The sequence below is a fragment of the Streptomyces sp. NPDC102270 genome, assembly GCF_044766405.1.
In the GTDB taxonomy this organism is placed as follows: Bacteria; Actinomycetota; Actinomycetes; order Streptomycetales; family Streptomycetaceae; genus Streptomyces.
Map to the genome: position 1 here is coordinate 547888 of NZ_JBIWLX010000001.1, position 19408 is coordinate 567295.

Annotated in this window: 21 protein-coding genes and 1 pseudogene; 10 read left to right on the forward strand and 12 right to left on the reverse strand. The window is 69.7% G+C overall.

Features of this window, described 5'->3' with window-relative positions:
• Window positions 1-500: 500 nt before the first annotated feature.
• The 3 genes and pseudogenes from ACIRP7_RS02405 (at window position 501) to ACIRP7_RS02415 (ending at window position 2739) form a co-directional block, all read left to right on the forward strand.
• Window positions 501-1497 (forward strand): annotated as a pseudogene (locus tag ACIRP7_RS02405) (BtrH N-terminal domain-containing protein).
• 138 nt (window positions 1498-1635) lie between these two features.
• Entirely contained in the window at window positions 1636-1938 is a 303-nt protein-coding gene (locus ACIRP7_RS02410; protein WP_352391268.1) for a zinc-ribbon domain-containing protein, read from the forward strand.
• A gap of 384 nt (window positions 1939-2322) precedes the next feature.
• Window positions 2323-2739, forward strand: coding sequence for an SsgA family sporulation/cell division regulator (locus ACIRP7_RS02415; RefSeq protein ID WP_403652811.1), 417 nt, complete (start codon window positions 2323-2325; stop codon window positions 2737-2739).
• A 66-nt stretch (window positions 2740-2805) separates the two neighbouring features.
• Here ACIRP7_RS02415 and ACIRP7_RS02420 read toward each other — a convergent pair whose 3' ends face one another.
• Entirely contained in the window at window positions 2806-3348 is a 543-nt protein-coding gene (locus ACIRP7_RS02420) for an HAD domain-containing protein (RefSeq protein ID WP_403652813.1), read from the reverse strand.
• Entirely contained in the window at window positions 3345-3476 is a 132-nt protein-coding gene (locus tag ACIRP7_RS02425; protein ID WP_403652816.1) for a GNAT family N-acetyltransferase, read from the reverse strand. Before ACIRP7_RS02425 ends, ACIRP7_RS02420 begins: the two co-directional genes overlap by 4 nt.
• Before the next feature lie 175 nt (window positions 3477-3651).
• Between ACIRP7_RS02425 and ACIRP7_RS02430 the strand changes: the two genes are divergently transcribed.
• Complete coding sequence (locus ACIRP7_RS02430) at window positions 3652-4035, forward strand: hypothetical protein (protein WP_403652819.1); 384 nt, start codon at window positions 3652-3654, stop codon at window positions 4033-4035.
• An 18-nt stretch (window positions 4036-4053) separates the two neighbouring features.
• Here the strand turns inward: ACIRP7_RS02430 and ACIRP7_RS02435 are convergent, their stop codons facing one another.
• Both ACIRP7_RS02435 and ACIRP7_RS02440 read right to left on the reverse strand, forming a co-directional pair.
• Window positions 4054-4491 (reverse strand): DUF2267 domain-containing protein, encoded by a 438-nt coding sequence (locus tag ACIRP7_RS02435; protein ID WP_403652822.1) that lies wholly within the window; start codon window positions 4489-4491, stop codon window positions 4054-4056.
• A gap of 111 nt (window positions 4492-4602) precedes the next feature.
• Window positions 4603-5028, reverse strand: a complete 426-nt coding sequence (locus ACIRP7_RS02440) for an Hsp20/alpha crystallin family protein (RefSeq protein WP_403652825.1) — start codon at window positions 5026-5028, stop codon at window positions 4603-4605.
• Window positions 5029-5182: 154 nt separating this feature from the next.
• Here ACIRP7_RS02440 and ACIRP7_RS02445 point away from each other — a divergent pair, with 154 nt between their 5' ends.
• The gene (locus tag ACIRP7_RS02445; RefSeq protein ID WP_403652828.1) at window positions 5183-5485 is read left to right on the forward strand and encodes a hypothetical protein; all 303 of its coding nucleotides are present in this window, start codon (window positions 5183-5185) and stop codon (window positions 5483-5485) included.
• Window positions 5486-6017: 532 nt separating this feature from the next.
• Here the strand turns inward: ACIRP7_RS02445 and ACIRP7_RS02450 are convergent.
• Together ACIRP7_RS02450 and ACIRP7_RS02455 are read right to left on the reverse strand one after the other, a co-directional pair.
• Window positions 6018-7472 (reverse strand): MFS transporter, encoded by a 1455-nt coding sequence (locus tag ACIRP7_RS02450; RefSeq protein ID WP_403652831.1) that lies wholly within the window; start codon window positions 7470-7472, stop codon window positions 6018-6020.
• A 78-nt stretch (window positions 7473-7550) separates the two neighbouring features.
• The gene (locus tag ACIRP7_RS02455; RefSeq protein WP_403652834.1) at window positions 7551-8927 is read right to left on the reverse strand and encodes a DUF445 domain-containing protein; all 1377 of its coding nucleotides are present in this window, start codon (window positions 8925-8927) and stop codon (window positions 7551-7553) included.
• 196 nt (window positions 8928-9123) lie between these two features.
• On the opposite strand from ACIRP7_RS02455, the gene ACIRP7_RS02460 reads away from it, so the two are divergent.
• Window positions 9124-10455, forward strand: coding sequence for an SGNH/GDSL hydrolase family protein (locus ACIRP7_RS02460; protein WP_403652837.1), 1332 nt, complete (start codon window positions 9124-9126; stop codon window positions 10453-10455).
• A 46-nt stretch (window positions 10456-10501) separates the two neighbouring features.
• Here ACIRP7_RS02460 and ACIRP7_RS02465 read toward each other — a convergent pair whose 3' ends face one another.
• From ACIRP7_RS02465 to ACIRP7_RS02480, 4 genes are read right to left on the reverse strand one after another with little or no spacing between them, the layout of a single operon-like run.
• A complete protein-coding gene (locus tag ACIRP7_RS02465) occupies window positions 10502-11317 on the reverse strand; it encodes a DUF1707 domain-containing protein (RefSeq protein ID WP_403652840.1) in 816 nt (271 codons plus the stop codon).
• Window positions 11318-11349: 32 nt separating this feature from the next.
• Entirely contained in the window at window positions 11350-12351 is a 1002-nt protein-coding gene (locus ACIRP7_RS02470) for an ATP-binding cassette domain-containing protein (protein WP_403652843.1), read from the reverse strand.
• 2 nt (window positions 12352-12353) lie between these two features.
• Window positions 12354-13118, reverse strand: a complete 765-nt coding sequence (locus ACIRP7_RS02475) for an ABC transporter permease (RefSeq protein WP_403653031.1) — start codon at window positions 13116-13118, stop codon at window positions 12354-12356.
• 55 nt (window positions 13119-13173) lie between these two features.
• Window positions 13174-13974, reverse strand: a complete 801-nt coding sequence (locus ACIRP7_RS02480; protein ID WP_403653034.1) for an ABC transporter permease — start codon at window positions 13972-13974, stop codon at window positions 13174-13176.
• A 202-nt stretch (window positions 13975-14176) separates the two neighbouring features.
• On the opposite strand from ACIRP7_RS02480, the gene ACIRP7_RS02485 reads away from it, so the two are divergent.
• The gene (locus tag ACIRP7_RS02485) at window positions 14177-16585 is read left to right on the forward strand and encodes a transglycosylase domain-containing protein (RefSeq protein ID WP_403652846.1); all 2409 of its coding nucleotides are present in this window, start codon (window positions 14177-14179) and stop codon (window positions 16583-16585) included.
• A gap of 91 nt (window positions 16586-16676) precedes the next feature.
• Here ACIRP7_RS02485 and ACIRP7_RS02490 read toward each other — a convergent pair whose 3' ends face one another.
• Together ACIRP7_RS02490 and ACIRP7_RS02495 are read right to left on the reverse strand one after the other, a co-directional pair.
• A complete protein-coding gene (locus ACIRP7_RS02490) occupies window positions 16677-17027 on the reverse strand; it encodes a co-chaperone GroES (protein ID WP_123761009.1) in 351 nt (116 codons plus the stop codon).
• Between the two features lie 44 nt (window positions 17028-17071).
• Window positions 17072-17401, reverse strand: coding sequence for a DUF3618 domain-containing protein (locus ACIRP7_RS02495; protein ID WP_403652849.1), 330 nt, complete (start codon window positions 17399-17401; stop codon window positions 17072-17074).
• A gap of 93 nt (window positions 17402-17494) precedes the next feature.
• Here ACIRP7_RS02495 and bcp point away from each other — a divergent pair, with 93 nt between their 5' ends.
• The 3 genes from bcp to ACIRP7_RS02510 all read left to right on the forward strand — a co-directional run bounded on the left by bcp (window position 17495) and on the right by ACIRP7_RS02510 (window position 19407).
• Window positions 17495-17962, forward strand: a complete 468-nt coding sequence (gene bcp / locus ACIRP7_RS02500; RefSeq protein ID WP_403652851.1) for a thioredoxin-dependent thiol peroxidase — start codon at window positions 17495-17497, stop codon at window positions 17960-17962.
• Window positions 17963-18103: 141 nt separating this feature from the next.
• Entirely contained in the window at window positions 18104-18745 is a 642-nt protein-coding gene (locus ACIRP7_RS02505; RefSeq protein ID WP_403652853.1) for an HNH endonuclease signature motif containing protein, read from the forward strand.
• Window positions 18742-19407: an HNH endonuclease gene (locus ACIRP7_RS02510; RefSeq protein WP_403652856.1), complete on the forward strand. Its 666-nt coding sequence runs from the start codon at window positions 18742-18744 to the stop codon at window positions 19405-19407. Before ACIRP7_RS02505 ends, ACIRP7_RS02510 begins: the two co-directional genes overlap by 4 nt.
• Window position 19408 lies beyond the last annotated feature (1 nt).

Below are 19408 nucleotides of genomic sequence, written 5' to 3' on the forward strand. Positions count from 1 at the left end.
TTCACTGGCCAGCCGGAAGCCAGGAGGCTCAGTGCAATCTACCCGCTAACACCGTCGCCGAGGTGGGTGTGGTCCCTATGCCCGGCTTCAACATGTACGACAACAGCCGAGCCCACTACGAGCTCGTATCAACTGGCGTGGACATCACCGACCCGGACGAACTCGCCCTCCACGAGAAGGCGACGAACTCGCCCTCCACGAGAAGGCGTTCGACGGTCCCAGCCAGGCGGGGTGTTTCGGAGACCCGGCCAAGGAGCTGATCAGCAATGCCCTGGCCTTCTGGGTCTACAGCTGACGCGCTGCTCCATGGCCAAGGAGCGTCGAAGGGCACGGGTGGGGCATTGCCAGCGGGGTGGGTGAATGTCTCGCGGCCGCGGCGCAGTATGGACCTGGCTGTCCGAGTCGGGCATGTTGGCTGTCTCCCTGGGCGTAGTAGTCATGACCCAGCACGCATGAAGGACTGATGTCCCGGCCGATCACCCCATCCAGGAGAGCACCGCGTGACCACCGTGAACGGCATCGACGTCCGCGCCATGCAGCACTGCGAGACGACCACCCTCGGCGTACTGCTACGCCACCAGGGCATCGATCTCTCCGAACCCATGCTCTTCGGCCTGGGCCGCGGGCTCTCCTTCGTCTACTGGGACAGCAAGAGCATGGAATTCCCCTTCCTCGGGGGGCGGGTCAAGCCGTTCGAGCTCACTCGGAATCTGGCCGACGCGCTGGGGCTGGATCTCGTGGTGCAGGAGACCACCTCGCCGCGGAAGGCCCGGGCGAACGTGGTGGAGGTCGTCGAGGGCGGCTGGCCCCTGGGGCTGCAGCTCGACAGTTATCACCTGGACTACTTCGGGTCGAAGGTGCACTTCGGTGGTCATGTCGTCGCCATGTACGGCTACGACGACCACGTGGCCTACCTGGTGGACACCGAGCAGCAGGGCGGAGCGGTGTCCACGAGTCTCGGCGGTCTCGCTCAGGCTCGGGCCGCGCGTGGGCCGATGACCGCCAGGCACCGGTCCTTCACCCTCACCGCGCCCCAGGGCCTGCCCGCAGTTCGAGAGGGTCGTTCCCGCCATCACCGCCTGCGCGGGCGCTTTTCTCAACCCGCCCATCGCCAACCTCGGTCGCCGTGGCATCGAGAAGAGCGGCAAGCTGGTCCGCACCTGGCTGCGGCGGAGCGAGGACCCGCGGCGGGACCTGCCGCAGGCCGCCCTCCTGATGGAGCAGGCCGGTACGGGCGGCGCTCTGTTCCGTAATCTCTACCGCGACTTCCTCGCGGAGTGCGCCGAACTGCTCGACAGTGACCACCTGCGCACCGGACACCGGCTGTACGCCGAGGCGGCCGCCCTGTGGACGCAGGTCTCGGCGCTGATCACCCGGGCCGGTGAGTCGGGCGAGGAGCAGTACCTCGTACAGGCGGGCGCCACGCTCCTCGAACTGTCACGCATCGAGCGTGAGGCCCTGGAGGCGCTGAGCCGGCTGGGGGGCGAGGGGGCCTGAACCGCAGGTCCGGATCCGGATCCGGATGCCCTGCTTGGCCGGTCGCTCCAGCCGACCTTCTTGGACCGCGCGACCAGGCATGTCATGGACTACGGGGATACTGCGTCTCAAGCAACGACCCCGGAAGGCGACGACACCATGCTCATCCTCTTTGGCACCAAGGGATACCTGTACCAGCTCGCGATACTCACCATGGTGTGCGGGCGCTGCGGGAACCCGGCGGCGCACACCCTGCGCAAGCGCGTCACGAAGTTCACGCTGTTCTTCGTGCCGCTGTTCCCGATCTCCACCAAGTACGCGACGCAGTGCACCTTCTGCGGTGCGGAGAACAAGGTGACCTCGCAGGAGGCGGAGCAGCTTCAGGCGCAGGCGGCCGCCGGGGGCGGGCAGGGGGGCCAGGTGTCCGGCGGACAGGCCCCGCAGCAGCCGTACCACCAGTAAGGCAGTAGGGCGGCAAGGGTTCAGGCGGGCTTGCGGGCCACCCCGCCGTAGAAGCCGATCCCCTGCGAGCGGGGCGGCGGGGGTGTGTCCGGGCGCCTGACGGGACCTGGGCCACGCCCGGATCGATGAGCTCGAAGCCATCGACGAAGCGCTTGGTGTCGATGTCGATCTCCTCGGGGCCGCAGTCGTCGCCGGTGCTGAGAGGCTCCCGGCGTCCGGTGTGGGCGGGGTCTTTCGCGGCCCATTCACTCCGGCCGTGCGACCGTGACGCAGATCACAGCATTGAACTCCGGCCTTCGCGTCATCAGTGGGCACTTCCGCGGCTCGAGGGGGCAATTGATACACAACCGCCCCCGCCTCGCAGCCGATCCGGAGACCCCGCTCATGCGCCTCACCACCCTGCAACAGACCGTCCGCGCCCGCCTGATCACTCCGGGCCACCCCGAACTCCCGCTGCGCCCCACGCTGCGCTACGACTCCGCCGATCCGTTCGCCGTGCACATCGACTTCCCCGCGCAGGTCTCGGCCGACGGCCAGGGCGTGACGTGGATGTTCGCGCGGACGCTGCTGGAGGAGGGGCTCGGGAGACCCGCCGGGGAGGGGGACGTACGGATACGGCCGTCCGGCTGGGCCCGGACCGTCATCGAGTTCCGCTCACCGCTGGGCCTCGCCGTGATCCGCTTCGGCACGGCCGGCCTCCGCCGCTTCCTGCTGCGCTCCTACGACGTCGTCGAGATGGGCGCCGAGAACCTGGGCCCGGGCCTCGACCACGGTCTGGCGACGCTGCTCGACGAGGTGTGAGGGGCCGTGGGTAACGGCGGTCGGCCGGACCGCGTCACCGCAGCACCCCCCCACAGCGTCACCGCGTCACAGCCCTCGCGCGAACTCCGCCACCGTCTCGAAGTCCCCTTCGCGCAGCCCCACCCGGGGATCCACCCGATGCAGCAGAGCCGGACCGTCATGGTGAGCGGCCACGAACTCCCGGTCCCGGTCGTCGAGTTCGTCGTCGAGCCAGGCGAAGGGGCGGCCGTCGGCGTGGGTGACGAGGTGGTGGGTCTTCCAGAACGTGCCGGTCGGGCCGGGGGTGAGGGTCGTGGGCCAGTCGACGACGGGGAGATCCGGGAGGCCGAGGACCGGGGCGATGAAGGTGTTCGCCTCGTGGCGCCACATGGTTGCCCAGACGAGTTCGTAGCGGTCCGCCAGGGCCAGCAGCGCGGGTCCGTGGTCGGGGTTGAGCCAGACCCGCAGGGGCTTGACGGCGGGCGGGGGCAGGCCGGGATGCTGGGCGATCCAGCCCTCGGGCTTCATGCGGTGGGTGGTGTAGCCCTCGGGGCGGCGTTCGGGCCGGGCGGCGTAGGGGTTCAGGGGGCCGTCGACGTCCAGGTAGAGGAGAGCACGGCCGGCGTTCACGGCTGCTCGCCGCCGGTGAGGTAGCGCATCACCTCGGGGTCGCCGTCCAGGGCCACGAGGTGGTCGAGGTCGGCCTCGGCGAAGGCCCGCAGCCGCAGCCGTTCGGTCTCCAGGAAGACGTACGCCATCGGGCCCTCCTCGTCGTGTGAGGGAAGACTCGCCCGCCCGCGCCCTTCGCGCCAGCCGTTTTCCACGTTCTGTCTGTGACAGCCCTGTTGCCGGAGGTGTGGGCTCCGTCACAGCCGTACACCTCCCGTGCTGCTGAACTCGGCGGACCCGGAAACGAGGCAGTCAGGGGCCGGGATGTCGTCGTCGTTGATTCCGCGTCTGCGCGGCACCGCCGTGCTCGCGATGAGCGGGGCGGTCGCCGCGTACGTGTGGGGGCTGTTGCATCTGGCCGGGGCGTTCCTGGAGGCGGAAGACGGCGGCACGGGCTCTGCGCCGATCCCCCCGTGCCGTGGGGACGACCGGGTCGTCCATGTCATCGACTACTCGGTGGGCTTCTTCCCCCTCTCGTTCGACTGCAAGATGACGGGCGGCGGCAGCTACACCGCCGACGTGATTCCCGGCTACGTCAATCCCGCCGCCGTGGGCCTCGCCCTCGCCGCCGTCGGCTGTGTCGTCTCCGCCGGGTATGTGACGGAGCTGCGGCTGCGGGCCGAGGCGCGGAAGGGCGAAGCCCTCTAGGCGGGGCGGGCGGGGGCGTCAGGCCGCCGCGGGGGTCAGTTCCGCCTTGCCGAACAACAGGGCGTAACCGGAAGGCAGCCGGTCCAGAACGCGGTCCACGAGCTCGTCGCCCACCAGCTCCGGCAGCACGCTCAGGACCGAGCTGACGTCCCAGCGGGCCGTCGCCGGGGTCGCACCCTCGATGCGGCCGGCCACGGCGTCCACGAACTCCGGTGCCGTCAGGGGCCTGTTGAGCGGGATCCGGGAGGCGACAAGCCTGGCGGCCTCCTCGGGCAGGGCCCGGGCGAGGTCGACACGTTCGTCGCCGGTGACATGGCCGCCGAGGGTGGACAGGACGACGCGGACGACACGTTCCGCCTCCGCCGTGGTCGCGTACTGTCCGGCCTCGCGCACGGCGTCGACGAGGTCGCTCCACCGTGCCGTTCTGGTCGCTCGATCCGCGCTGAGTGCGCTCATGTACGGGTCTCCTGGGGGTCGTTGCGCCCCGCGGGCGGACCTGCCGCTCCGCGGGAGCGCCACTGCCTTGCCTGTTCTTCGAGGCCTTGCCTGTTCTTCGAGCCGCCGCGCTCAGCGGCTGATCTCCTTGCGGCCGCTGTCGCCGCCCGTGATCTGGATCCGGCGCGGCTTGGCCTGCTCGGCCACCGGGATGCGCAGGGTGAGGACGCCGGCGTCGTACGAGGCGTCGATACGTTCCGTGTCGAGGGTGTCACCGAGGAAGAGCTGACGGGTGAACGAGCCCGTGGGGCGTTCGGCGACGATCATCTCCGCGCCCTCAGGGGCGGGGATGCGGCGCTCGGCGCGGACGTTCAGGACGTTGCGTTCGACGTCCAGCTCGATCGTCTCGGGGTCGACACCGGGGAGGTCGAAGTGGACGACGAACTCGTCCCCCGACCGGTACGCGTCCATCGCCATCGCGGCGGGACGGGCGGTGGAACCGAGAACCTGCTGCGCGAGCCGGTCGAACTCGCGGAAGGGGTCGGTACGCATGAGCATCACAGTCCATCTCCTTTCCACAGACTCCGTGGGTGCGATGCCCTACGCCTTCTTATATAGCTCGCGACCAGGAAACTTGACAAGCCCCGACTCAGGTTAGTTTCGGGGCGCCGGTCCGGAGTTAGCCTCGGGACACATCGACGAGGAGGCACATATGGCGAAGGTTCCCAGCGCGGCGATCGCTGCGGGCGGGATTGTCGGCGGGTACGGCGTGGCCCGCTGGACGAAGAAGCGGCCGCTGGGCGGGGCGGTACTGGCCGTCGCCGGGGCCGTGGCGGCCCGGCAGTGGCGGGAGCGGGCCGGCGGGAAGGCGGCCGGAGCACTGTCGGCCGCGTACGTGGCCGCCTTCGCTGGGTCCCACCCGCTGGCCAAGAAGGTGGGGGCGTGGCCCGCGGTGTTCGGCGTGGCGGGCGCGGTGGCCCTCGCGTCGTGGGCGGTCGCGGACCGCGACACCTGAGAGGTCAGCGGCGCCCCGCGCCCACGTGGGTGAGGTTGTCGGGCGGGTGCGGTGCCGCTGCGCTGGGCCTGGACCGAGCGCCTATCGGGGTGCCGAGTCCGGTTGACGGGCGGCCACCGACCGGTGGGGCCGGTCGCGCAGTTCCCCGCGGTGCCGCTGCGCTGAGCCTGGCCGGGGCGCCTATCGGATGCCGAGTCCGGTTGACGGGCGGCCACCGGCCGGCGGGGCCGGTCGCGCAGTTCCCCGCGGTGCCGCTGCGCTGAGCCTGGCCGGGGCGCCTGAGGGGGTGCCGGGTGAGGTTGTCGGGCGGGTGCGGGGCCGTGGGGGCTGGTCGCGCAGTTCCCCGCGCCCCTAGGGGGTTGCAGGCACCCTGCATCAGGAAGGACCGGCCGCCGACCTCGCGCGCTACACCCGCCCCCACCGGACCGGAACAGGCCGCCGCAGGCATCCAGGGGCGCGGGGAACTGCGCACAACGCCCGCCCCCACCGAACCCGCACGCGAAACCGAACCCGCAGGCATACGACCCACACCTCACATCGCCGTCAGCGGCTTAGCGATGTCCTCCAGCGACCGTCCCTCCGCCCGCACCGCCAGGAACGCCGCCACCAGACCCGCCGCACACATCAGCCCCGCGCCGATCTGGAAGGCGAGCACCGTGTCGCCGACCTTGCCCGTGCTCGTCAGGTCGGCGAACAGCAGCGGTCCGCTGATGCCGCCCGCCGCCGTACCCAGCGCGTAGAAGAACGCGATCGACATCGCCCGCGTCTCCATCGGGAACACCTCGGACACCGTGAGGTAGGCACTCGACGCACCCGCCGACGCGAAGAACAGCACCGCACACCAGCACGCCGTCATCGTGTTCGCGCTCAGCGACCCCCGGTCGAACAGCCAGGCCGTCGCGAACAGCAGCAGCCCCGAGAGCAGGTAGGTCGACGAGATCATCACCCGCCGCCCCACCGTGTCGAACAGCTTGCCCAGCAGCAGCGGCCCGAAGAAGTTGCCGATCGCGATGACCGCGAAGTAGTACCCGGTGTCCCCCGTCGGCACGTCGAAGAACGTCGTGAGGATCGCCCCGAACCCGAACGTGATCGCGTTGTAGAGGAAGGCCTGGCCGATGAAGAGCGAGAACCCAAGGATCGACCGGCGCCGGTAGTCCGAGAACACCGTCCGCGCGATCTCCACGAACGTCACGCTCCGCCGCTGACGGATCGTGATCTCACCCTCGGGCCGCGGCAACCGCTCGCCGCCCCTCTCCTCCTCGACCCGCTCCTCGATCGACGAGACGATCCGTTCCGCTTCCTCGTCCCGCCCGTGGATCAGCAGCCACCGCGGACTCTCCGGCACATGCCGCCGCACCAGCAGGATCACAAAGGCCAGCACCGCCCCCAGCGCGAACGTCAGCCGCCACCCCACGTCCTTCGCGAAGATGTCCGTGTTCAGCGCGACGATCGACAGCAGGGAGCCGCCCACCGCTCCCAGCCAGAAACTCCCGTTGATCATCAGGTCGACCCGGCCCCGGTACTGCGCCGGGATCAGCTCGTCGATCGCGGAGTTGATCGCCGCGTACTCACCGCCGATCCCGAACCCGGTCAGGAACCGGAACAGGAAGAACCACCAGGAGTCGAAGGACACCGCCGTCAGCGCCGTGGCCGCCAGATACACCGCCAGCGTGATCATGAACAGCTTCTTGCGGCCCCATTTGTCCGTCAGCCGCCCCCAGAACAGCGCCCCCACGCACGCCCCGGCCACATACAGCGCCGCCGCGACACCGGTGACCTGCCCGGAGGAGATGGACAGCCCGCTCCCCGGCTCCGAGAGCCGGCTCGCGATGTTGCCGACGACCGTGACCTCGAGGCCGTCGAGGATCCACACGGTGCCGAGTCCGATGACGATCGTCCAGTGCCAGCGGGACCAGGGAAGCCGGTCGAGTCTGGCAGGGATGTCGGTCGTCAGGGTGCGGCCGGTATCGGCCTGGGCTGTGGTCACGGAAGGGCTCCCTCCCCCTCGGGCGATCGGCGGGCGATCGTCGAACGAACCCCGATCGGGTGCCCGCGACCAGCCCGGCTACGCCCCCAGCGCCCGCGACACCGTATAGATCAACAAGCCCGCGAGCGACCCCACCACCGTGCCGTTGATCCGGATGAACTGAAGGTCGCGGCCGATGTTCGCCTCGATCTTCCGGGTCGTGTGCTCGGCGTCCCAGCCGGCCACCGTGTCCGTGATCAGGGAGGTGATCTCGCGCCGGTAGGTGGTGACCACGTACACCGCGGCCCCTTCCACCCACCCGTCGACCTTCGCCTGCACCTTGGGGTCGACGGCCATCCGCGCCCCCAGCGACAGCAGCGACGCCCGCACCCGCAGCCGCAGCTCACTGCGCTCGTCCTCGGCGGCGGAGACGATCATCGACCGTACGGCGGTCCAGGCGGACGCGATCAGGTCCTGGACCTCGCCGCGCCCCAGCACCTCGCCCTTGAGCCGCTCGACACGCGCGCGGGTGTCCGTGTCGGACTGGAGGTCGCCTGCGAAGTCCGTCAGGAACCGGTCGAGAGCCCCGCGCGCCGGATGCGACGGCATGTCCCGCATCTCGGTCACGAACCGCAGCAGCTCCTTGTAGACCCGCTCGCCGACCTTCTTGTCGACGAAGCGGGGGGTCCAGCCGGGCGCGCCCCCCTGCACCGCGTCCATGACCTGCTCGTCATGGAGCACGAGCCAGTCGTGGGCCCGCGCCACCACCAGGTCGACGACCCGCCGGTGCCCGCCGTCGGCGACGACCTTGTCCAGCATCTTCCCGATGCCGGGCGCGATCTCCTGGGCGTCGGCCCGCCGGGTGATCGCCTCGCCGACCACGGCCTGGACGTCGGAGTCCCGCAGGACGGTCAGGGCACCCCGGAGCGCGGCCGACAGCTCCGCGGTGACCCGGTCGGCGTGCTCGGGAGCGGCCAGCCAGGTGCCCAGCCGGCTGCCGATGCCCACGGCCCGCAGCCGCTGTCGTACGACATCCTCCGAGAGGAAGTTCTCGCCGACGAACTCGCCCAGTGACACCCCCAGCTGGTCCTTCTTGGTGGGGATGATCGCGGTGTGCGGGATGGGCAGGCCGAGGGGGTGACGGAACAGGGCGGTGACCGCGAACCAGTCGGCGAGCGCGCCCACCATGCCGGCCTCGGCGGCCGCGGCGACATAGCCGGCCCAGGCACCGGCACCCTCATGAGACGCCCACTTGGCCAGCACGTACACCAGCGCCACGAAGAGCAGCAGCCCGGCCGCGATGAGCTTCATCTGGCGCACACCGCGCTGTTTCTCCTCGTCCGCCGCGCTGAAGGTGGTCATCGCACGTACGGCCGCAGCGGGCGCGGCACGGCCCGGGGACGTCACGCCCCCGCCCCCTCGGGCCGGCCGCTCCACGTCAGACGGTTCCGCTTCCTCAGATTTCGTGCGTTCCATCCGCTCCACCCGTTCGGTGATCCCCCACACATTGTCCCTTCCTGACCGACTCATGGAACAGAACAGGAGTTCCCGGCGTCAGTCCGGATGAGGGAACCGGTAGGGGGTCTCGTCACTTCTCCCCCGGTTTATGCCTCATCATGAGTTGATCAGATCGGAGCCCCGGGCTCCCATCGCCCTAGGAGAACAAGTCCGCATGACTCGGCGTCATGGTTACGCCCTGCTGACCGCGATCGTCGCCCTGATCGTGGCCCTGTCCACCGCCGTCTACGTCGGAGTGGCGGCCGACACCGGTACCTCGGACCGGACCGCGCTGTCCGGCTCACCCGTACGTCCCTCCGCCGCGCCCGTGTCCGCCGGGGTCTGGGTCGGCAGCTGGTCCGCCTCCCCGGTCGGCGCCGAGCCCGGCACCCAGGCCGAGGGCATGACCGGCCGCTCCGTCCGCAACGTCGTCCACGCCGGCGTCGGCGGTACGAGTGCCCGTATCACGCTGTCCAATCTCTACGGCCGGACCCCGCTGGCCATCACGCACGCCTCCCTCGCGCTCGCCGCCGGCCCGCGGACCGCCGCGGCGCAGCCGGGGACCACGCGGCGGCTCACGTTCGCCGGCACCACCACGGTCGTCATCGCGGCGGGCGGACAGGTGCTCAGCGACGCCGTCGCCCTGGCCGTCCCGACGGGCGGCGACGTCCTCGTCACCACCTACTCGCCCACCCTGTCCGGCCCGGTCACCTACCACCCGACGGCCCGCCAGACCTCGTACGCCGGCCCGGGCGACCTCACCGAGGACGAGACCGGGACGGGGTACACCGAGCAGGTCGACCACTGGCGGTACCTCACCGCGCTGGACGTGCTCGGCGACGAGGCCGACGGGACGGTGGTCGCCTTCGGTGACTCGCTGACCGACGGCAAGAACTCCACCCTCGACGCGAACGCCCGCTGGCCGGACTTCCTGAACCGGCGCCTGCGCACCGCGCTCGCCGCCGGCCGGGATCTGCCCCGCTACAGCGTCGTCAACGCCGGGATCGGCGGCAACCGGGTCCTCGCGGACGCCCGGGGCCGCCCCCTGGAGAACCAGGCCGGCATCCGCCGCTTCCGGCGGGACGTGCTCGACCGCCCCAACGTCAAGATCGTCGTCATCGACCTCGGCATCAACGACATCCTCCGCACCCCGGGCACCGTCGATGCCGGCAAGCTCCTGGCCGGCCTGCGCGACCTGGTCCGCCAGGCCCACGCCCGCGGCATCAAGGTCGTCGGCGCGACCCTCATGCCCGTCGGCAAGCGCACCACATGGAACGAGGCCCGCGAAGGGGTCCGCCAGACCGTCAACGCGGAGATCCGTGCGGGCAGGGTCTACGACGCGGTGGTCGACTTCGACAAGGCGCTGAGGGATCCGTACAACCCCCTCGGGCTCCGCGCGATGTACGACTCGGGGGACCGCCTCCACCCCAACGACAAGGGGTACGAGCGGATGGCGGACACCTTCGACCTGGCCTACCTGAAGGGGTCCACGGCGGCACGGCTGTAGCTGCGGGCCGGTGGGGCCGGTCGCCGCAACGGACCCCACCGACCGATCAGTCCTCGCGTCGCCGGCGTCGTTCCCGCATCAGGCCGTGGTGATCCCCGATCAGCCGCCGATGCGCGTCGCGCACATCGTCCCGGACCGACTCCCTCAGCTCCCGGACGGCCTCCCGGCGATCCAGCCGCTGCTGCCGCCGCTCGTCCCGGAGCCGCTGGCGCTCGGCCCTCGTCACCTTCCGCTCGACGCCGACGCCGCCCCAGAACGCGAACCCGGTCACGACCACCCGAGGTGCCCCCGGCTCCCCCGGGACCCCCTCCTCGCGGTGGTCGAACCCGCCCATGATCCCGATCCCGCGCACCACGACCTCGACCCCCGGCGGCACGACGACCTGCATCCCGCCCATGATCGCGACACAGTTGATCTCGACCTCGCCGTCGGCGAAGTTCGCCTCCCGCAGATCGATCTCCCCGCCGCCCCAGAAGGCGAAGCAGTTGAACCGCCGGGGCACGGTCCACCGCCCCTTGCGCTGGAACCCGGACATCACGGCGACGGCCCACGTGGACGAACCCTCGCCGCCGACGATCCGGGACGCCCAACTCCCGTCCGGTTCGGGCCGCTTCAGCATGTCGACCTTGGGAACGGCCACGCCGCCGACCGGCAGGTCACGGGTGATCGGCGCGAGCTCCCCGTACGTCCGCGCCTTGTACGTCGCGTCCAGTCGCTCCTCGAACTCCTCCATGTCGAGCCGCCCTTCCGCGAGGGCGTCCCGCAGGACCTCGGAGACTCGCTCACGATCGGCGTCGGAGGCACGCAGCTCCGGCCCGGGGGGCCTGGGGGGTGTCCCCCCGGAAGACACAGCGTCCGTCATGGAATCAGCCTACGAGTTGGCTCATCCCATGGCTACGACACCGCTTTCTCGGCTTCTCCCGACGGGGGTTTGGGGGCATCCCCCAATGAATGCAGCATCTTGGCGATCACCGCCTCGATGTCCGGCTCCCGCACCGATAGATCCACCAGCGGGTACTCCGCCGCGACCCGCGCCACCAGCGCCGCCGCCGACTCGGACGCCGGGAACGCCAGCCACTGCCGCGGCCCCTGCACCTTCACCACGCGCGCACCCGGGGCCTGGATCGGCGGCAACTCCCGCTCCAGGTCCACCACAAGGGTGCGCTCGCTCTCGCCCACCTCGTGGAGGCCGGCGAGGGGACCGTCGTACATCAGGCGCCCGTGGTCGATGACCATCACGCGCGAGCAGAGCTGCTCGATGTCCTGGAGGTCGTGGGTGGTCAGCAGGACCGTCGTGCCGCGCTCGGTGTTCAACTCCCGCAGGAATCCCCGCACCTTGGCCTTGGAGATGACGTCGAGTCCGATGGTCGGCTCGTCCAGGTACAGCACCTCGGGGTCGTGCAGGAGTGCTGCCGCGATATCCCCCCGCATCCGTTGGCCCAGGGACAGTTGGCGTACCGGGACGTCCAACAGGTCGGCCAGTTCGAGGAGTTCGACGCAGCGGTCGAGGTTCTCGCGGTAACGGGCGTCCGGGATGCGGTACATGCGGTGCATCAGCTTGTAGGAGTCGATCAGCGGGAGGTCCCACCACAGGGTCGTGCGCTGGCCGAAGACCACGCCGATGCGGTGGGCGAGCTTCGTCCGCTCCCGGGACGGGTCGATCCCCGCCACCCGCAGCCGGCCACCGCTCGGTGTCAGGATGCCCGTGAGCATCTTGATCGTGGTCGACTTGCCGGCGCCGTTCGGGCCGATGTACCCGACCATCTCACCGCGGGCCACGGTGAAGGAGATCGAGTCGACCGCCCGCACCTGGCGCCGCTCCCGTTTCAGGAAGCCGGTCTTCTTGCGCACGTCGAAGACCTTCTCGACATGGTCCAGTTCAATGAACGTGTCCATCGCTAACTCCCGGTACTCCGATACGACCCGAGCCCCGCCCGCCACGCGAGCCCGGCCAGCGCACAGCACGCCAGCGCCACCAGCGGCGGCGTGAAGGCCGCCCAGTGCGGCAGATCCAGCGGATACGGCCTGCCCAGCACATAGGAGGCCGGCACCCAGTTGACGAAGGCGAGGGGCAGCACGAACGTCACCCCGCGCACGAAGTCCTTCCCGAACACCGTCGGCGGGTACTGCAGCAGGGTCGTACCGCCGTACGTGAACGCGTTCTGCACCTCGGAGGCGTCCTGCGCGAAGATCTGAAAGGCCGCGCCCGCCACGAACACCGCGCTGAAGAGCACCGCGCCGCTGACCACCATCACCGGCACCAGCAGCACCTTCGCCGCGCTCCAGTCGACGTCCACCGAAGCCAGCGCCCACACCAGCACCACCGTGCCCTGGATGATCCGGCCCAGGCGGCGCACCGCGAAGTGGTCCGCCCCGATCTGCGCGAGCACCGGTGCCGGCCGCACCAGCAGGATGTCGAAGGAGCCGTCACGGATCCGGGCGCCCAGCACGTCCATCGAGCCGAGCACCAGGTCGGCGATCCCGAAGGCGGTCACCGAGAGGCCGTAGAGGAAGGCGATCTCGGGCAGGCCCCAGCCGCCCAGCGAGTCGACCTGCGAGAACATCAGCAGGATCCCGACGAAGTCCAGGCAGGTCATCAGCAGGTTGCCGCACATCGTGACGACGAAGGAGGTGCGGTAGGTCATGGCGGACCGCACCCACATGCCCGCGATCAGCCAGTAGGCCCGCACACCCTCGCCCAGGCGGGACGTCCCGGTCTCAGCCACCCTGCACCACCACCCGCCGGGTCGCCGCCGACTGCAGCAGCCGCCCTGCCGTCAGCAGCACCACCGCCCAGGTCGCCTGGAAGGCGTACGCGCCGAGCGGGTCGGTCTCCCCCATCAGTACGTCCGCCGGCATCTGCAGCTGCGCCGCCCACGGCAGCGCCCGCACGATGTCGCCCAGCACCCCGGGGAAGGCGTTGAGCGGGAACACGATGCCCGAGCAGAAGACCCCCGTGATCATCACGGCCTGCATGATGCCCATGCCGTCCATCAGCCAGAACACGCTCAGGGCGGCCAGATAGCGGATCCCGAAACTGACCAGCATCGCGAGCAGCAGCGCCACCAGCAGGGCCGCCCAGGACATGACGTCCGTGGGCAGCGCCATCGGGAAGAACAGCGCGCCGAAGGTGAAGGGGATCACACCGCGGCCCAGCAGCTGGAACAAGGACCTGCCCAAGTCGCTCGCCAGCCACCACAGTTGGAGGTCGGCCGGACGGTACAGATCGACCGCGATCTCCCCCGTGCGGATCCGCTCGATCACGTCCTTCTCGGCGCCGCCGCCCTGGATCGCCAGCGTCGAGTAGAGACACTGCCCCAGCCATACGTAGGTGACCGCCTGCGCCTGGTCGTAGCCCCCCAGATGAGGCTTCTCGTCCCACAGCGCGAGATACGTGTAGACGAGGATCACACCGAAAACGGTGTTGGTGAACACCCCCGCGAACGTGGCCGCGCGATATGTCGCGTATCGTCTGAATCCCCCTGCCGCGACGGCCGCGTACAACCGCCAGGAACCCACATCCACAGCCCTCCTCGGCCCGCCGGCACCAAAGCGCAGGAGCCTAGTGCGCAGGTGACAGGGCGGGCCACCCATTTTCCCGGCGAGACGCGCGCCATATCCGGGAACGGAACGCGGGGTGCGAGAGTCTTCAACAGGGGACGCAGAAGGCGTACGAGGTCGTACGGGAACGTACGACGCGAAACAGGAGTCCGTGCACGAGATGAGCGACCAGCCGCAGCAGCCGACCAAGGGCTGGGCACCGAGCGAACCGCAGACGCCCGAAGAGCCCGGCGAAAAGAAGAAGGCCAAGCGGCCCAGGCGCACCGGCTGGCGACGGGTGATCCCGACCTGGCGCATGGTGCTGGGCACCCTCGTCCTCGGTCTGATCGCCCTGGCCGGCCTGTTCTTCCTCGGCTACTCCATGGTCAACATCCCGTCGGCCAACGCGCTCGCCATGAAGCAGTCCAACGTCTACCTCTACGCCGACGGCAGCCAGCTCGCCCGCGACGGCGAGGTCAACCGCGAGAACGTCTCCCTCGCCCAGGTCTCCAAGGACGCCCAGCACGCCGTACTCGCCGCCGAGGACCGCGACTTCTACACCGAGTCCGCGATCGACCCCAAGGCCATGCTCCGCGCCGGCTGGAACACCGCCACCGGCAAGGGCAAGCAGTCCGGCTCCACGATCACCCAGCAGTACGTGAAGAACTACTACCTGGCCCAGGAACAGACCGTCACCCGCAAGGCCAAGGAGTTCTTCATCTCGATCAAGCTGGACCGCGAGAAGTCCAAGGACCAGATCCTCGAGGGCTACCTCAACACCAGCTACTTCGGCCGCAACGCCTACGGCATCCAGGCCGCCGCCCAGGCCTACTACGGCATGGACGCCGTCGACCTCGACCCGGCCCACGCCGCCTACCTCGCCGCGCTGGTCAACGCGCCGAGCGAGTACGACGTCGTCGCACACCCCCAGAACAGGGCGGCGGCCGAGGCCCGCTGGAACTACGTCCTGGACGGCATGGTCAAGAAGGGCTGGCTGGCCCAGTCCGCGCGCACCGGACTGAAGTTCCCGATGCCGAAGGAACAGACCCTCTCCACCGGCCTGTCCGGGCAGCGCGGCTACATCAAGAACGCGGTCGAGGACTACATCATCGACAACAAGATCCTCACCAGGGACCAGCTGGAGGCGGGCGGCTACCGCATCACCACCACCCTGGACAAGAGCAAGCAGGACGCCTTCGTGAAGGCCGTCGACGACCAGGTGATCAAGAAGCTCGACAAGAAGAACAACAAGGTCGACAACTACGTCCGCGCGGGCGGCGCCTCCGTCGACCCGAAGACCGGCAAGGTCGTCGCGATGTACGGCGGCATCGACTACGTCAAGCAGTACACGAACGGCGCGACCCGCGGCGACTTCCAGGTCGGCTCCATCTTCAAGCCCATCGTGTTCGCCTCGGCCGTCCAGAACCACTCCGAGACCCAGGACGGCCAGCTCATCACGCCCAACACCTACTACGACGGCACCAACAAGCGCCCCGTCGTCGGGTGGAACGGCGGCAGCTACGCCCCCGAGAACGAGGACCAGGGCTCCTACGGCGAGATCACCGTCCGCGCGGCCACCGACAAGTCCGTCAACTCGGTGTACGCGCAGATGGCCGTCGATGTCGGCTCCGACAAGGTCAAGCAGACCGCGATCGACCTGGGCATCCCCTCCGACACCCCGGACCTGACGGCCTCCCCGTCCATCGCGCTCGGCGTGAACACCGCGAGCGTCCTCGACATGGCGGAGGCCTACGCCACCCTCGCCAACCACGGCCGTCACGGCACGTACACGATGATCGACAAGATCACCAAGGACGGTGAGCAGACCGTCGAGCTGCCCCGGAAGAAAACCGAACAGGCCGTCAGCCGCGAGGCCGCCGACACCACCACCTCGATCCTGCAGAGCGTCGTCGAGAACGGCACCGCCACCGCCGCCCAGGGCGCGGACCGCCCCGCCGCCGGCAAGACCGGCACCGCCGAGGAGGACACCGCGGCCTGGTTCGCCGGCTACACCCCCGAACTGGCCACGGTCGTCTCCGTCATGGGCCAGGACCCGGTGACCGCCGCGCACAAGTCGCTGTACGGCGCGATGGGCCTGCAGCGCGTCAACGGCGGCGGACCGCCCGCCGAGATCTGGGCGCAGTACACCAAGGCCGCCCTCAAGGGCACCTCGGACAGCGACTTCGACCTCGAACTCCAGGCGGGCGCCGAGGAGCAGGCCCCCAGCAGCCAGGCCCCCGTCGACCCGACCACGGGCGGCCAGGACAACGGCGGCACCACGGGCGACACCACCGGCGGCCAGGACACCCAGGGCCAGACCGAGGGGCAGACCCAGGGCCAGGACAACGGCGGTACGACCACGACCGGCGGCGACACCACGACGGGCGGCACCACCGGAGGCACGACCGGCGGCACCACGGACGGCGGCGGCACCACGACGGGCGGGACCACGGGCGGCCCGACGAACGGCGGCACCACGGGCGACGGCGGCACGACGGGCGGCACGACCGGAGGCACCACCGGAGACAGCCCGAGCGGCGGGGCGACGACGGAGGGCGCGGGCCTGTTGAGCTCGGCCCGACGGGACTGACCGTCCCACGGCACGACGAGAGGGGCCGGTGACGTAGGTCACCGGCCCCTCTCGCGTCGATCTACAGGTAGTCGATCTACAGGTAGTCGTTCTACAGGTACAGGCCCGTCGAGTCCTCGGAGCCCTCGAACCGGTCGGCCGCCACGGCGTGCAGATCACGCTCACGCATGAGGACGTAACCGGTCCCGCGCACCTCGACCTCGGCCCGGTCCTCCGGGTCGTACAGCACCCGGTCCCCGGGCTCCACGGTCCGTACGTTCTGCCCCACGGCGACGACCTCGGCCCAGGCCAGCCGGCGCCCGACGGCCGCGGTGGCGGGAATCAGGATGCCACCACCCGACCGCCGCTCGCCCTCACCGTTCTCCTGCCGCACGAGTACGCGGTCGTGCAGCATCCGGATGGGCAGCTTGTCGTGCGGGGTGTCGTTTCTCTTGGCGCTCACGCCACTGAACCTACCTGTCTTCGGCGCCCGTGTACGCGGCCGGGTCAGCGCTTGCGGCGCCGGGTGCCCAGGGCGAGCAGCCCCACGAGTCCCACGGCGACGAGGGCGACCGGCACGACACGCTCCAGCCGGGGCGCGCCCTCCTCGTCCACGAACTGGGCCTTCACATCGGTGACGGCCTTGTTGACGGAGACGTACGCCCGCCCGAGCGTGTGGTCGATGGTGGAGACGACCTTGGCCTTGGCGTCGCCGACGATCGTCTTGGGGTGCACCCGCACCCCGATCTCGTCGAGCGTCTCTGCCAGCACCTCGCGGCGGCGCTTGATGTCCGCCTCGATCTGCGCCGGGGTTCTGATGTCCGACGTGTCCGCCACGGTAGAGCCTCCGGTGTCGCTGCTACTTGTCCTGGACAGTGTGTCAGTTCCGCCCGCGACCGCACGGTCAGGACCCCCGGTTACGCTGACCCAATGAGCGAGCGACTCCAGCCCGGGGACGTGGCCCCCGCCTTCACCCTGCCCGACGCCGACGGCAACGACGTGTCCCTCTCCGCCCACAAGGGCCGCAAGGTCATCGTCTACTTCTACCCGGCCGCCCTGACCCCCGGCTGCACGAAGCAGGCCTGCGACTTCACCGACAACCTGGAGGTGCTGGCCGGCGCGGGCTACGACGTCATCGGCATCTCCCCCGACGCCCCGGAGAAGCTGGCGAAGTTCCGCGACAAGGAATCCCTGAAGGTCACCCTCCTGGCCGACCCGGAGAAGACCGTCACCGAGGCCTACGGCGCCTACGGCGAGAAGAAGAACTACGGCAAGACGTACATGGGCGTCATCCGCTCCACGATCGTCGTGGACGAGGAGGGCAAGGTCGAACGGGCCCTGTACAACGTCCGCGCGACGGGGCACGTGGCGAAGATCATCAAGGACCTGGGTATCTGAGCCTCCGCGTTCCCCCTGCCGAGCGGCTCGCACCGGAATGCCCGGTGTGGGCCGCTTTACGTTTCGGGCGTGACTGACCGATAAGCGGTTCGTTACTCCGTACGAGGTCGCGAACATGCGGTCGAGAACGGAGGGCGTTCGGTGGGGGCCAGTGCGTACACCAAGGAGCGGCTGGAGGAGGCGGCTCGGGGGGCTCGGACGTTGTCCGAAGCCCTGCAGAGGCTCGGGGTGGATCCGCGGAGTTCGACTCGGCGGTACGTCTTCGAGCGGATGAAGAAGCTGGGCGTTGACGTCTCGCACTTCGAGCAGGAAGGGGTGAAGTGGACGCGGGAGATCCTCCAGGAAGCCGTCTCGGCGTCGACGAACATGTGTGAGGTGCTGCGCCGGCTAGGACTCGAGGTCGTCGGCGGGCACCACACACACATCAGTCGGCGGATCAAGGCGTACGGCATCGACGTATCGCACTTCCAGGCACCCACCCAGCGGGGCAAGATCTGGAGGCCTCGAACGCCGGAAAACCTGCTCGTCGAGCAGCCGCACGGGCAGGCTCGACGCATCCCCAGTGATCGTCTCCGGTGGGCGATGAACGAGACAGGCGTACGGGAGCGCTGCGCCCTGTGCGGCACAGAGGCGGTCTGGCGAGGACATCCGCTCCCTCTGGAAGTCGACCACATCAATGGCGACTGGCGCGACAACCGCATCGAGAATCTGCGGTTCCTGTGTCCCAACTGCCATTCGACGACGGACCGTTACCGAGGCCGGGGCAAGGCCAGGACCTCATGAGCAACGGCGTGCGGTACACACAGGAACAGCTGGCGGAGGCCGCCTCGCGGTGTTCGAACATCGATGAGGTCGTCGCCTTCTTCGGCACCCGCCCATACGGTCAACTACGCGGCCATCTCTTCCGGCGCTTCGACCACTTCGGGATCGACGTCTCGCACATGCCCCGTCAGCGGCGAGCGAAGGAAGCGCCCGACAGACCCGCCACGGACGAGCTGCATCAGGCGGTCGAAGGAGCAACCTCCATCGCGGATGCGCTCCGGGCTCTGGGCCTGGAGCCCTACAACAACAGGTCGCGTGCTCAGTTCCGCCGCTGGGTCGCCGAGGAGGGTCTCGATACGTCCCACTTCCTGGGGCAGGCACATCAACGCGGTGGCCCGGGCACCACACCGCTCAGGCGCGCCGAAGACATCCTGGTCGAGCGTGACGGCAGCCGACGGACCAGAACCCACCTGCTCCGCCGAGCGCTCGCCGAAGTGGGCGTGCCTGAGGAGTGCGCCGAGTGCGGAACAGGCCCCGAATGGCTCGGCAAGCCCATGACTTTGGAGGTCGATCACATCAACGGGGACTGGAGCGACGACCGGCGCGAGAACCTGCGGCTGCTGTGCCCCAACTGCCACGCGACCACGACGACCTGGTGTCGAGGCGGCCGGAGGGCCCTCTAGA